The 12,961-nt window shown below is 65.2% G+C and carries 12 protein-coding genes; 2 read left to right on the top strand and 10 right to left on the bottom strand.

Annotation, left to right across the window (positions count from 1 at the left end; all coding sequences use genetic code 11):
* Positions 1-8: 8 nt before the first annotated feature.
* From BcanWU425_RS10725 to BcanWU425_RS10690, 8 genes are all read right to left on the bottom strand, one after another.
* Positions 9-197 carry a hypothetical protein gene (locus BcanWU425_RS10725; protein WP_085385390.1) on the bottom strand — a complete coding sequence of 63 codons (189 nt, stop codon included), beginning with the start codon at positions 195-197 and terminating at the stop codon, positions 9-11.
* A 271-nt stretch (positions 198-468) separates the two neighbouring features.
* Positions 469-1,209: a Crp/Fnr family transcriptional regulator gene (locus BcanWU425_RS10720; protein ID WP_085385389.1), complete on the bottom strand. Its 741-nt coding sequence runs from the start codon at positions 1,207-1,209 to the stop codon at positions 469-471.
* 32 nt (positions 1,210-1,241) lie between these two features.
* The gene (locus BcanWU425_RS10715; protein ID WP_204512081.1) at positions 1,242-2,636 is read right to left on the bottom strand and encodes an amidase family protein; all 1,395 of its coding nucleotides are present in this window, start codon (positions 2,634-2,636) and stop codon (positions 1,242-1,244) included.
* A gap of 62 nt (positions 2,637-2,698) precedes the next feature.
* Positions 2,699-3,706, bottom strand: coding sequence for a taurine ABC transporter substrate-binding protein (locus tag BcanWU425_RS10710; protein WP_204512082.1), 1,008 nt, complete (start codon positions 3,704-3,706; stop codon positions 2,699-2,701).
* A gap of 29 nt (positions 3,707-3,735) precedes the next feature.
* The gene (locus BcanWU425_RS10705) at positions 3,736-4,575 is read right to left on the bottom strand and encodes an ABC transporter permease (RefSeq protein WP_204512083.1); all 840 of its coding nucleotides are present in this window, start codon (positions 4,573-4,575) and stop codon (positions 3,736-3,738) included.
* Positions 4,572-5,870, bottom strand: a complete 1,299-nt coding sequence (locus BcanWU425_RS10700) for a M20 family metallopeptidase (RefSeq protein ID WP_204512084.1) — start codon at positions 5,868-5,870, stop codon at positions 4,572-4,574. Before BcanWU425_RS10700 ends, BcanWU425_RS10705 begins: the two co-directional genes overlap by 4 nt.
* 320 nt (positions 5,871-6,190) lie before the next feature.
* Positions 6,191-7,381, bottom strand: a complete 1,191-nt coding sequence (locus BcanWU425_RS10695; RefSeq protein WP_204512085.1) for an extensin-like domain-containing protein — start codon at positions 7,379-7,381, stop codon at positions 6,191-6,193.
* A 305-nt stretch (positions 7,382-7,686) separates the two neighbouring features.
* The gene (locus BcanWU425_RS10690; RefSeq protein ID WP_204512086.1) at positions 7,687-8,535 is read right to left on the bottom strand and encodes a DUF2147 domain-containing protein; all 849 of its coding nucleotides are present in this window, start codon (positions 8,533-8,535) and stop codon (positions 7,687-7,689) included.
* A 193-nt stretch (positions 8,536-8,728) separates the two neighbouring features.
* On the opposite strand from BcanWU425_RS10690, the gene BcanWU425_RS10685 reads away from it, so the two are divergent.
* Both BcanWU425_RS10685 and BcanWU425_RS10680 read left to right on the top strand, forming a co-directional pair.
* Positions 8,729-9,499: a DUF2147 domain-containing protein gene (locus BcanWU425_RS10685; RefSeq protein WP_204512087.1), complete on the top strand. Its 771-nt coding sequence runs from the start codon at positions 8,729-8,731 to the stop codon at positions 9,497-9,499.
* 319 nt (positions 9,500-9,818) lie between these two features.
* Complete coding sequence (locus tag BcanWU425_RS10680) at positions 9,819-11,258, top strand: FecR family protein (protein ID WP_204513991.1); 1,440 nt, start codon at positions 9,819-9,821, stop codon at positions 11,256-11,258.
* 183 nt (positions 11,259-11,441) lie between these two features.
* Here BcanWU425_RS10680 and BcanWU425_RS10675 read toward each other — a convergent pair whose 3' ends face one another.
* A complete protein-coding gene (locus tag BcanWU425_RS10675) occupies positions 11,442-12,008 on the bottom strand; it encodes an NUDIX hydrolase (RefSeq protein WP_204512088.1) in 567 nt (188 codons plus the stop codon).
* Between the two features lie 67 nt (positions 12,009-12,075).
* Positions 12,076-12,939 (bottom strand): archaetidylserine decarboxylase, encoded by an 864-nt coding sequence (gene asd / locus BcanWU425_RS10670; RefSeq protein WP_085361427.1) that lies wholly within the window; start codon positions 12,937-12,939, stop codon positions 12,076-12,078.
* Positions 12,940-12,961: the final 22 nt, after the last annotated feature.

The following is a 12,961-nucleotide window of genomic DNA, read 5'->3' as shown; positions in this document are numbered from 1 at the left end:
GTAGACATTCACCCTTTTTGTTTCTCTTCCGCGCTTCTTCCATCCGAGCTTTTGGAGCGTTCTTCGAAGCGGTCAGCGCCCTTCGCTAAATCGTGTCCCGTCTTGCTCTCGTTTTTCGCTTCGTCCTTAGCAGCCGCCTCGCGCAGGCCTTCAGCGGCGCGTTCCCCAGCTTTTGACGATTTTCGTTCGTCATCCATGTGAAGCACCTTTCCTGATAAACAACACGCTTCTCCAGGACTAATCCGTGCCTGTCCCAGATTGGCCATAACAAACTTCAACCGGATCGCTTGGAGATTGTTCCAGTTCGGTTGAAGCTAGTGCGTTTGCTGGCCCAAAGCTGATGTCAGACGAGCCGCGCAGTCCCTGTGCGCTAAAGGACTATCGAAGATTACAAGCAGCATGTGCGCTCCGGTCACAAGCGCTCATCATGCTCAAGGCGGAGACTTCCGTTGCGTCGGTAAGCTGACCCTACTGGTCCACGCCTACTGCTACCTGCTTGCGGAGCGCGGCGAGATCGTTGACGACCATCTTGGTCGGGCCGGTCCAGATGATGCCGTCGTCCTGGAGGCGGCTGAGGATCAGGCTGATCGACTGGCGCGTCGCGCCGATCATGCGCGCGAGATTGGCCTGCGTGATGCGGCCGAGCGATATCGGGCCGCTCTCGTCCTGGGCCGCGTTCTCGCACAGCTTGACCAGCAGCAGCACCAACCGTTCCGCCGCCTTCTGCCCGGCCAGCGTCTGCGCCAGCATCGAATAGGTCTCGCCCTTGAAGCCGAGGCACTCGATCAGCGCGACTGCGAACGGCGGCGACTGCGCGATCAACCGGCGGACCGCATCCTGGTCGAGATGCAGTGCTTCGACGCGCCCGAGCGCGCGGGCCGACCAGCTGTGGCGGTGATCGCCGAGGATATAGGGCGCGCCGACGAAGTCGCCGGCCTCCCAGGTCGACAGCATCAGTTCGCGCCCCTGCGTGCCGGCATGGGTGCTTTCGACGATCCCGTTCAGGATGATGTGGATGCCGTTTGCGGGCTCGCCCTCGCGCAGCAGATATTCGCGGTTCTGGTAGGTCGCGAGCCTGCCGGTTCGCATCACCAGCTCCAGATCGGGCTTGTCCAACGCCTTCAGCACATAACGTCCGGTCCCGGGCCGTGGCAGTTCGGCGCGCGGCTCAGCTGGATCGGCCACCTCATGCGCATCGCTGCGCCCCACGATCGGTCTCCCTTCGAGTGACGGCTCGAAGGCTAGGAGGTCTCCGCTCGGATTGCAACGCGGCGCAGATGTTCTGGCTCGGCCGAAGCCCCCATGAAAGCGCAAGCCAGATCGGTGAGCAGGCGCTCCCGGCCGGCCGGCGCCAGGAACGTGATGCCATAGGGCACGCCGGCTGCGGTGACGGCGTTCGGAACGGCGATGGCGGCCAGCCCAAGCGGGTTGGCGTAGTTGGTGTAATAGCCGTTGTTGAAGTTGGCCGTCAGCGGATCGCGCGCGACGTCGTCGATGCTCAGCACGGTGCCGACCGTCGGCACGACCAGCGCATCATGAACTTGCCAGAAATCGCGCAGCGACCGCTGGACCTCCTTGACCTTGTAGAGCGCACGATAGGCGTCGGCCGCCGTGAACTTGCGGCTGCCGATGACGAGGTCGCGCACGATCTTCACGCCCGCCTCCGGGTTGGCGTCGAGGAATGCGCCGACCGACACGTCCCGCTCGGCGAGGAAAGGTCCGAAAAACATCAAATCGTTGACCGAAATGAACGGCGCGAAATCGACCAATGCGACCGACAGATCGAGCTGCCGCAGCTTGCGGAGTCCATCGCCGAACAGCGCCTCCGTCTCCGCATTGCCGAAGAACCTGAGCTGATCCGGACGCGGCGTTGCGATGTTGAGCGGCCGCGCCGGAGATGCCTGCTCCGTCCATCCGGCGGAATCCACCGGTGAAAAACAGTCCTCGACATCGCGCCGCGCCAACACGCGATAGATCTCGTGGCCATCGCGGGGATCGCACGTGTAGAGCGAGATGGTATCGAAACTACGGCACGCGTAGACCATGCCGCGCTGACTGAAGGCGCCGGGCGCCGGCTTGAAGCCGGTCACGCCACAATAGGACGCCGGCACCCTGCCCGATCCGCCGGTATCGGTGCCGAACGCAAAGGACGAGGTGCCCGTCGCGACCGATACCGCTGCCCCCGAGCTGGAGCCGCCGGGGATGTAGTCGGGGTTGTGCGGGTTGCGGGCGATGCCATAGGGCGAGCGCACGCCGACGAGGCCGGTCGCGAACTGATCCATATTGGTTTTGCCGAGATAGATCGCGCCGGCGGCGATGGCGTCGGCAACAACCGGGCTCGTGTCTTTCGCGGTGTAGGCGAATTCCGGGCAGGCCGAGGTGGTCTGCTCGTCGGCCACATCGATACAATCCTTGACCGAGAACACGAGGCCGTAGAGCGGCAGCTCGCCGATCTCGCCAATGCGGGCATCGAGCGCGCACGCCCTTGCCATGACGCTTTCGGGATTTGCCGTCGAGATCCAAACGCCGCTCTGGTCGGCGTCGTCAAGGCGCGAAAGCACATGCGCGGCGACATCGGACGGCTTGAGCTCACCGCGGCGATAGGCGGCGCGGAGGTGGCGAGGTGCGATATTCATGTCGGTCACGTACGTGCGGGGATTGGCAATGCGCCGGCGGGACAAGCCCGCCGGCAGCGATCCTAGCGGCCGATCACCTTCTCCAGATAGGCGGGCTGGATGAAGGCTTCGAAGTCGGCGCGCGGCAGCAGCTTCGGCAGGCGCTCCTGCTTCACCAGGAAATCGGCGGTCGAGATCAGCGTGTCGACGAACTTGCCCTTTTTCGCGGATGTGCCGAGATACTCCTCCGTGAGCTGCGTGCTGCAGGGGATCATCCCGGTGCCCTTCATCATTCGCTGCGCGTCCTCGAGAGGCAGCGAAAGCTCTTCCGCGATGATTTCGGCAGTCTTCTCCGGGTTCTTCAGCCAGAAATCGATGCCTTCGCATTCGGCCTTGATGAACTTGTCGACGTAGGATGGATACTTCTCCGCGAACGCATTCATGACGACGCCGATGTCCCAGGTCGGGTAGCCGCGCTTGGCCATCTCGCCCGAGGTGACGAGGATCTTGCCGCCGTTCTTCACGGCCTTGCCGAGATTCGGCTCCCAGAACCAGGCCGCGTCGATGTCGCCGCGAAGCCAGGCCGCCGCGATGTCCGACGGCGCGAGGTCCAGAATCTTCATCGAGGCGGGATCGACACCCTCCTCCTTGAGCGCCTGGAGCAGGAGGTAGTGCGTCGTGGAGCCGAACGGCGCCGCCACCGTCTTGCCCTTGAGGTCCTTGGGCGAGGTGATGTTCTTGTCGGCGCGGACCACCATCGACTCGACGTAGTCGAGCATGTTGATCACCAGGATGCCCTTGATCGGCAGGGAGCGCGTCGCGCCGATCGCGGTCGGCGGGTTGCCGAGGCCGCCGAAGTCGACGTCGCTGCCGGCGATCGCGCGCAGCATGTCGCCGCCGCCGCCGATCTTGACGTATTTGATGTTGACGCCCGGCATCTCCTTGGCGAGCAGGCCAAGATGCTTGGTGACCAGTTGCGCATTCACCAGGTTCAGATAGCCGACGGTCACCTTCGCCGGCTTGTCCTCGGCGCGGACTGCGGCCGTGAGCGCCAACGTGGTTACCGCGAGCGTCGCAATCAGTCTCTTCATGGAGGTCTCCCCTACGATCAGAATTGGATTCAGGCCCACGGCATCAACAGTTTCGCGATGCCGCGCATCATGAGGTCGAGCACGACGCCGGTGAGGCCGAGCACGATCAGCCCCATGATCACGACGTCGGAGAGCAGGAATTTCGCGGCGTCCCAGATCATCCAGCCGATGCCGGCGGAGGCGGCGACGATTTCGGCGGCGACGAGAACGGTGTAGGTGAATCCGAGCGAGATACGCATGCCGGCCAGAATCAGCGGTCCCGCCGCCGGCAAATAGACGTGAAACAGCAAATGGCGCCGGGTCGCGCCGAGCGACTGGGCGGCGCGCACATAGACCGGGTCCACGCTGGTGACGGCCTGGATCGTCGAGATGACGATGCCCGGCAAGCCGGCAAGAAACAGCAGCGACAGCTTCGAGCTCTCACCGATGCCGAGCCACATCACCAGCAGCGTATAAAGTCCGAGCGGCGGCAGTGGCCGGTAGAACTCGATCAGCGGATTGAGCAGCGCGCGCGCATTGCGCGACACGCCCATGAGGACGCCGAGCGGGATGCCGATCAGGCAGGCTAGGGTAAAGGCCGTGAGGATGCGATAGAGGCTTGCGCCGAGATGCTGAAGCAGCGTCGCGCCCTGATATCCCCTTGTCATCGTCTTGACGAACGCGGCCCAGACTGCCTGCGGCTTCGGCAGGAACAGCTCGTTGGCCCAGCCTATCTCCGTGACGATGGCCCAGCCGGCCAGCAGCACGGCGACGGTCAGCGTCGAGAGCAGCACCGATCGCGAGACCTTCGGAAGCCACAGCCGCAAGCTGCCGCGTCGCGTGCGATCCGGCGAGATTGGAATCGTCATGTGGGTCGCCTCGACGCTCATGTCCGCACTCCCAGGATCTGCATGATGGTCAGCGCGTAGATCCGCGTCGCCATCACCGACTTGGTGATCGAGATGTTCTCGTTGTCGACGGCCCAGCCGTCTTCTCCGGGACCGAATGTCACCGCATTGATTCCGGCTTCGCGGAAGCGGATCGTGTCGTTGAAGGCGTTCTTGCGGTTGACGCCGGGCTCGCGGCCCATCAGACGCCGGTAAACCGCGCGCAAGGAGCGGCAGGGCTCCTCCTCGACCGGCACCGGTTCGGTCGCGTTGACGAACAGCGAGCCCGGCACCTGGCGCACCTCCACCTTGACGTCGTTCACGCCGGCAAAAGTGTCCCGTCCGAGACGCTCGATGTCCGCAATCACGCTCGATAGCGTCATGCCGGGCACGATGCCGACCACGGCGAGCGTGATGGTGCAGGCATCCGGCGAGAACTGCATCTCGCCGGGCAGGCCGGAGCGAATGCGCACCACGGCGCAGCAGGGCGGCGTATGTCCCATGAACTTGCTGGGGACATGCGTGAACGCCATGTCCTTCAGTTTCGGCAACAGCTTTGCCGCTTCCATGATGGCGTTGACGCTGATGTCCGGTCGCCAGATGTGCGACTTGATCCCGTGAACGGTGAGCTCGATCAGGCAGTGGCCGGAATTGGCCACCGACAGGTTCATGCCCCAGTCCTTGTTGACGTCACCCCAGGCGGTCGGCTCGGCGGTGATCTCGTAATCGGCGGTCAGGCCGACCTTGTTGAGCATGTAGATGGAGCCCTCGGTGCCGTTCCGCTCCTCATCGACGGTGTAGCAGCACATCAAGGTGCCATCGAACTTCACACCCGCTTCGGTCAGGGCCTGCACTGCGAGCAAGGATGCAGCGAGGTTTCCGCGCGTGTCGGACGTGCCGCGCGCGTAGAGCAGATCGCCATGGCGCGTCGCCTTGAACGGATCGAAATCCGTCATGTGCCATTTCTCGGGCTCGACGGCCGGATAGGTGTCGAGGTGGTCGTTGAGAATGAGCGAGGGGGCGCCGTCCCGTCCCTTGAGCACGCCCAGCACGTTCGGCCGATGCGGCTGCGCGCTGTGCTTGGTGACCTCCATGCCGAGCGCTTCGAGCTTGCCCGCGACCAGCATCGAGATCGCCTCTTCCTCGGCGGGCGGCAAGTCGGGATCCAGCGGATTGCCGGAACGGGGCTGGCCGGTGCGGATCAGCTCGGATGCCAGTTCAAGCCAGCGCTCCTCAGTGATGCGCGACAGCACGCGCTGTTCGATATCCGAATAAGGAGGGCTGACAGGCATCTGCATGACGGGATCCGCTGGCTCACGGCGCCGGCAGCGCCGCTTCGTGGCGGCCTCCTCATTGCAGCGACCGTGCCAACTGCGGGACAAGCCCGTCACGGCAGGATTGTATTGATGATTTCAATGGCTTAGGCGAGATTTGCGCGTGCGCAAATTTTTGCGCCCGAGATGCGCTCTGCCAAAGACGCGGCGTCGACTGAACAGGCAGGGCTCAGCGCGAGGCGGGCCGGCATGGGGTCGTAGCCCGCATGGAGCGAAGCGGAATGCGGGAACGCCGTCCCCGGATTGCGCTTCGCTCCATCCAGGCTACGGATCATGCGCAAGCCTCAATCGTCGGCGTACTCGTCCTCTTCGTGCTTGCGCAGCGTGCTCTTGCGCGTACCCAGCGAGCCCGTGATGGTGGGATCGCGCCTGCTGGCGTAAGGGTTGCGCTGCTGCGCCCGCCCGGCGACCTCTTCGCCGGAAACTGCGGCGGGCTGGCAGATCAGGCGCCGGCTGGCGCGGCGCATCAGATCGACGTGGATGTGATCGTAATGATAGACGTTCGAGCCCGGCGCCAGGACCGTTGTGAAATGCACGCACGCGCCCGACTGCACGTCGCGCAGGAATCCCTGCTCTTCCGGCATGCCGCGCCAGCCATCCTTCACGGTGACGCGGCGGCCGTCGGCGAGCACGAAGGCGGCGATGTCGAGCGCATTGCCGAAGGCGTGCTCGGAAATATGGGCATGCGAATTGCCGTTCATGCCGCGGCAGGAATAGGCGGAGATCTGCTTGATCTCCGCGACGCGGGTGCCGAACCAGCGCATCGCCGAGGGCTGCACGGTGTCGGCGAGCCAGCGGTCGAGCTCGGATACGATCGGACAGGCCAGCGTCGCAACCGGCTTGATCGCAACAGGGCCGACGGCGGTGACGGGATCGCCCCGTGCCGGACCAAGACGCGGCGGCGGTTGCTGCGCGGGCGCCTGCGAATACGGCGCCGGCCGCGCTGGATAGCTCGGCGCATTCATGTAGCGCGACGCGCCCGCGGCATCGGTGCCCTCGGGCGGCAAATCGATCTCGTCCTCCTGCTGCGCCACGCCGGGCGCATTCAACGGCATCGGGCCAGGCGAAGCGCCATAGCCGGAAGGCTGCCGCACCGCGCTCTCGGGATAGTTCGAGCGTTGCGGATAGTTCTGGCTTTGCGGGTAATTCGATCGGGGCTGCGTCACCGGCCAGCGCGGCTGGTTGCCGACGCTCCCGGGCGGCCGCAAATCCTCATCGGCAAAGCCGTAACTGCTCGAGCCTTCGCCGAGGGCGGCGACCTTGAGCGGAAACTCCGCGCCGCACATGCCCGGCCCGGAAATCGGGTCGATGCGGACGAGATCCGGCCCTTCTTTCACCGCGCCAGATTTCAGGCATGCGGCTTCGGCCTCGGCCCGCCACGGTTCACGTTCGGCCTGGAAGACGCCGCGTCCGCAACCCGCTAACGAAACAAGGACGATGGAGCCGACGAGATACAAACGAACTCCGCGCGTCATGCACGCACGTTCGGTGAATTTACTTAAAGACTCTTCAACGTGTTGATTTCAGTGTTCTTTAACCATGTCGGCCGGCGCCAGCAGGAGCGCTGCCGGTGACGAGCGACAGCAAGGCTGACTTTTTCGAAAAGAGACTCTCTGTTAACCATGATCCTCTCGCGCAAGGCGGCGCGACAGCGGGAGCGACCTCATGACGTTCGCCGGGAGACTGAGCGTTATCACCGCGTACCTCGCCATGGCCTTTGTCGGTGCCATCGTGCTCGGCATGATCTAGCGGCTTCAGCCGGAGGTATCGAACGCTTCCCTTACGACCGCGCGCTCCACTGCCGCGACGTCGTGATCAGCTTCTCCGGCTGCTCTTCGGCTCGCGTCCAGTCGTTGCCGGAACACCAGAAATGGCCCAGTACGCAGGCTTCGACGTGAAGCTTGCCGGAGTTCTTCAGCGTCATCCTCGCATAATAGGTACTGCCGCTGGAGCGGCTGTAGATGTTGCCGGTCCAGACGTCGTGCGTTTTCGGCTTCATGTTGACGAGCACGCTCTCGCCCCTGGTCGATGCTTCAGTCAGCGCGAAGCCGCACAGTGCAGGACCGCAGCGTTCGATGCGGACCGTGCCCTTGGCGCCTGCGCTCTCCCATTCGCCGAGCGGCAAATAGGAGAGTTCGTCGTCGCCGCGCTCAGGGCTCGTCACGGCCTGCTCGAGCTGCGGCCTTGGCGCGACGACGGGTGCTTCCATGCGCGGCGGATCGAGCGCGACGGTCTTCGGCGGATCCGTCTGCGGTAGCTCCACCCGTGGCGGATTGGAGCTTGGCGCCTGCGGCAGGACAATTGGCTGCGAGGTCGTTGAGGCAAGGACAGGAGCCGTCTGCGCCGTCGCAGGCGCGACCGCAATCGCTTGCGCTGGCCTGACCGGAGCCACGGGATAGAGCGGCTGCGGCGGCGGAAGCACCGGCGCAGGGGCTGGCGTCGTGTCGACGACAGGCCGAAAGCTGCGATGGGAGGAAACCGAGACACAGGAAGCCGATCGGCAATTCCTGGGCGCCTCGACCTGAAATCGATGACCGCCAATCGAGAACGCGTAAGACCCGGCCTCGGCTGCGGGCGCAATCGCCAGCAGCGCGATCAATGTGCCAAGCGAAGTCACAAGCCGCGTCATCGGCGCCTCCCTCTGTGTGGCGACGACGTTACGCAAATGGAATCGCGACCGAATGTGCGCTGCGTCACCCAGCCGCGGCGAGCCGTTGTGACGTCTATCACAGAACGTCCGGCCAGCCCGGCGTAGGGTCGAACCACGCTTCATCCACCCGCGACTTCAGTCCCATCGGGACCACACATCTTCGGAGGTTGTCATGAACAAGCTCACCATCGCCGCCACCGCCCTCTTCCTCGCGTCCACCGCCGCCGCGCATGCCGGCAATGCGATCTCGTTCCAGATCGAAGGCCAGAACATCCGCATCGAGACGCCACGCAACTGCGCCTCGCTCAATTGCGTGACCATCGTCGCGCCGGGCCTCTCGGACAAGCCGATCAAGCTGAACAACATCAACCTCAAGGGCCTTGGCTCCAAAGACGATGACGTCGACACCACGCCGGCTCCTGCCACGACCGCGCAGCCCGCGCCGGCTCCGGTGCAGCAGCATCCCGTGCAGCAGCCCCCGGTGCAGGCGACTGCGCCGGCAGCGCCCGCTATCGCAGCACCGAGCACGACGGTTGCCGCTGTTCCGTCCGTCGGTTACGACAACACGACGCAGACCGCGCCCGTTGCGGCTCCCGCTCCTGCGCCCGCGCCGGTCGCGGTTGCTCCGGCCCCGGTGCCCGCCGCGCCTGTCGCGGTTGCCAACACACCGATCGGCGTCTGGGCCACCGAAGAGAACAAGGGCAATGTCCGCGTCGAACAGTGCGGCGTCAATCTCTGCGGCTACGCCGCAAAGACCAACGAGCGCATCCTGATCAACATGAAGCCCGACGGCGCGAAGTGGAGCGGCCGTATCCACGATCCCGACTCCGGCCGCAATTACGACTCGACGATCGCGATGAAGGGCCCGAATGCAATGCGCGTGCAGGGCTGCGCCTTCGGCGGCATGTTCTGCGGCGGCCAGACCTGGAAGCGCGTGAGCTGACGCCGCAGGCGTCGTCTCCAACACATGCACATTCTTCGTCATGCCCGGGCTTGTCCCGCTTGCGCGGCCGAAGCCGCTTCGGCGAGGCGAAGGCCCGGGCATCCACGTTCTTAGTCCCGCGCTTCAAGGCGTGGATGGCCGGGGCAAGCCCGGCCATGACGGTGGAGAGGCTTGGCCGCAAGCTAGCATCGCGTACCGTTTGAACGTTCACCGCCTCCGTGCGATAGACATTCATCCGCCGTTCAGCTGTACGCGGCTGATATCGGTCGATCTCTCACCGGGATTCTTCGTGACTCTTACCGTGGCCTGGCGCCGCTTCATGTTCGCGCTTGTGCTGCTGGCGTCGCCGCCGGCCGGCGCGAGCGTTGCGTTCGGATTCGATGCGATCGAGCTTGCGCAGGCGCAGCCAGAAGCGCAGCCGTCGCCCGCCCCTTCGCCGACGCCATCGGCTTCACCCGCTCCCGCGACCGAGGCGCAGCCCGCTGCCGTCGAGCCGATCGGCAACGTTGCGACGGTGACGGGCATCGCGACCGTGATCCGCGACAAAAATTCCTATCCGCTGCGCGTGCGCGACGACATCTATCTCAACGACGTCGTGCAGACTTCGTCGAACTCATCGCTCGGCATCACCTTCGACGACGCGACCACGTTCAACCTCTCCGCCAGCACGAAGATCACCATCGACACTTACGTCTATGAGGACGGCGGCAAGCACAACGCAGGCATCTTCGACATAGGCAAGGGCACGGTCGCCTTCGTCGCGGCGGCGGTGGCAAAGACCGGCGACATGAGGATCACGACGCCGACGGCCACGCTCGGCATCCGCGGCACCACGGGCGTGGTCGAGGTGCCGGAAGGCGCGGCCGCGAGCAAGACCAACAACGTCAACATCAAGCTCTATCCCGATGCCGATGGCCGGGTCGGACACATCGACGTCGACGACCGCACGAGCGGGACGCGGCTCGGCGCGCTGACCCAAGGCGCGAGCGGTTTTGCGATCCGGCCGGGCGCGGCCGCTGCCGGGGTCATGCGCTTTGCCGCGGTGCCGATCACGATAGCGCCACAGCAGATCGCGCGCGACCGCGGCTTCGTCAGCCAGGTGCGTCTGGCGCAGACCACGGGCCGGCAGATCGTCACCGAGCAGCGCGACTTCCGTCGCGCCAATCCGACCGCGAGCCCGCGCATTCCGCGGCCGTTCCAGCCGCCGCAACAGCAACAATTGCGGCCGAACACGGCGCCAGGACAACAGCCGCAACAGCCGCAGCGGCCGAACGGCCAGCCCGGTCAGAACAACCGTCCAGGGCAGCAACAGCCAGGCACGCCAGGCCGTCAAGGCGCCCAGCCACAGCGGCAGGGCCAAGCGCCGGGCCAAGGTGGCGCCGTGCAGCCCGGTACGCCGCGCGTAGGTCAGGGTCAGCAGCAACAAGGCCAGAAACAAGGCGCGGGACGTCCGGCAGGCCCACCGCGCGCCGGTCAAGGCACGCAGCCTGACGGCACCCCGCAAACCCGGCCGCGACGCGGTGGACAGAGTCCGACGCAGCCCGGCGGAGTCGCGCCGCCGCAGCCGGGCGGAACGCAACAGCAGCCCGGTCCGCAGCCGCAACTGCCGCGCACCGGCATGCAACCCGGCCAGCCGCCCGCTGCTCAACAGCCGGGCCTGCAACGCCCGGGCGGATTCCAGCAGCGCCTCCCCGCCGCACAACGCCCCGCAGCGCCGCGACGGCCAGCGCCAGTTCCGAAGGAGAAGGAGCGGCGGTGACTTTCTTCCTTCTCCCCTTGTGGGAGAAGGTGGCGCGAAGCGCCGGATGAGGGGTTCTCACCGCGAATCCATTGCGACAGCTTCGCGCGTGGACCCCTCACCCGCCTCGCCGCTTCGCGGCGAGCCACCCTCTCCCACAAGGGGCGAGGGTGCACCGTCGACGCGGGGCGAGGTGAAGAAAACTCACGCCTCTCCGCGTAGCCAGGCTTTCATCTTCTGCAACAGACCGTGCCGCAACTCGCCCACCGAGGCTGCTTCAGCCGGTGTCAGTGTCTGCAAAGCCGCATCGACATCGTCGGTCGCCAGCGGTGGCGGCTCGGGCGCAGGCGAAGATGTAAGCCCCGCCGCGGCGAGCGCGATCGGGCCAACCTGGGTCAGGAACACCCGCTCATACTCGCGCGACAGGCGCGCGAGCGCGTCTTCCAGGGGCAGCCAGTCGACCGCCTTGATGTCGTTCATCAGCTTGCGGACGGGACCGCCCCCGGCCTCCATGCGCCAGAAATGCACGACCTTGGAGCGGCCACCTGACTGATAGACGAGCGTACCCAAAAATTCGTGGATGGCGACGTCGTGGCCGGTCTCTTCCCGCACTTCGCGATGCGCAGCTTGCTTCGGCGTCTCGCCGTCGTCGAGCTTGCCCTTGGGCAAAACCCATTCGTTGCGCTTGCGCTGGCGCACGACGGCAATCAGCGGCGGCGCACCTCGCCGCAGCACAATACCACCCGCCGCCATGACCGGCGCCCGTGCCATCACCACATCCGTCGTCGTAGAAACGTCCCCACCGACGATATAAGCGGCCGCCGCGGCGGATTGAAGGCTAGTTTTTTCTCAGCAACGCTTGACCTGCGCGAATGCGCGTGCCTTCGGCGATGCCGTCGCAGAAGGTGAAATCGCCGGGCGCGAGAATGATGATGGTCGAGCCGTGCTCGAACCAGCCGAGCTCCTCGCCCTTGCTCACGTTGACGTCGCAGGGAAAATTGACCGGCCCCCTGGTCTGCGCATTCAGCACCATGTCGAGGAAGTGCAGGCGGATGCTTGCCACCAGGATCGCGGCGACCGGCACCAGCGTCACGGCCTCGCCAGTTGATAGATGCGTGCGGATCACCGTGCGCTCGTTCTTGCAGAACAGGCGCTCGACGCGCTTTAGCGCGATCGGGTTGACGTTCCAGACATCGCCATGGATCAGCGTGACGCGCTCGATATGCGCGTCATAAGGCGCGTGGAAGCGGTGATACATGCTTGAAGTCAGCCGCAGCGTGACGAAGGAGCCGTTGCGGTGCTGGTCGACCAGTACGGAATCGCCCAGCAGATCGAGCAGCGAGTACGGCGCGCCCTTGACCTGGAACAGCTCGGTATCGGCGATCCGGCCATGTGCGCCGACGATGCCGTCGGACGGACTGGCGACAATGGAGGGGTCCGGATCAAAGCGCCGCAAGCCGGGCTTGAGCTCCCGGGTGAAGCAGTCGTGCAGGCTCCGGAAATGGGTCTTGCGCGCCTCCGTGAGATCGAGGTCGGAGAACAGCTTCCACAGCGCGATGGAGCCGTCCCGCACCAGCGGGTTCTCGATCTTGGAGAACCAGCCCATGAACCGGGTCAACGCGGCGCGCGGGATGCGGTTGGTCAACAGGAAGTTGAGGTCTTCCTGCTGGGTGAAAGAGGCGATGAGGGCTTTGACTGTCATGAATCTGTCAGCTCACAGTATT

Origin of the sequence: Bradyrhizobium sp. WU425 (assembly GCF_021052305.1) — a bacterium.
In the GTDB taxonomy this organism is placed as follows: Bacteria; Pseudomonadota; Alphaproteobacteria; order Rhizobiales; family Xanthobacteraceae; genus Bradyrhizobium; species Bradyrhizobium canariense_D.
The sequence above is the reverse complement of the archived record's forward strand: the minus strand, read 5'-3'. Positions and strand labels throughout refer to the sequence as shown.